Here is a 208-nt window from a genome sequence, read left to right as displayed (position 1 = left end):
CACGGGCAATGCGCTGAACGCGCTCGGCCTCGCCGGCAACACCGGCACCGCGACCGCCTTCACCGCGGCTCGTACCTCCGGCGTTGGCGGCCTCACCGGCAAGAACTTGACCTTCACCTCCTTCAATGGCGGTACGGCGGTCGACGTCACCTTCGGCGACGGCACCAACGGCACGGTCAAGACGCTCGATCAGCTCAACTCGAAGCTC

General features: G+C 66.8%; 1 protein-coding gene. It reads left to right on the top strand.

The genetic code is table 11. The annotated features are described in order from the left end of the window. The coding region (locus TSA1_RS38660) for a DUF1522 domain-containing protein (RefSeq protein ID WP_145984450.1) at positions 1–208 on the top strand (208 nt) is incomplete at both ends.

Origin of the sequence: Bradyrhizobium nitroreducens (assembly GCF_002776695.1) — a bacterium.
GTDB lineage: Bacteria > Pseudomonadota > Alphaproteobacteria > Rhizobiales > Xanthobacteraceae > Bradyrhizobium > Bradyrhizobium nitroreducens.
The sequence above is the reverse complement of the archived record's forward strand: the minus strand, read 5'-3'. Positions and strand labels throughout refer to the sequence as shown.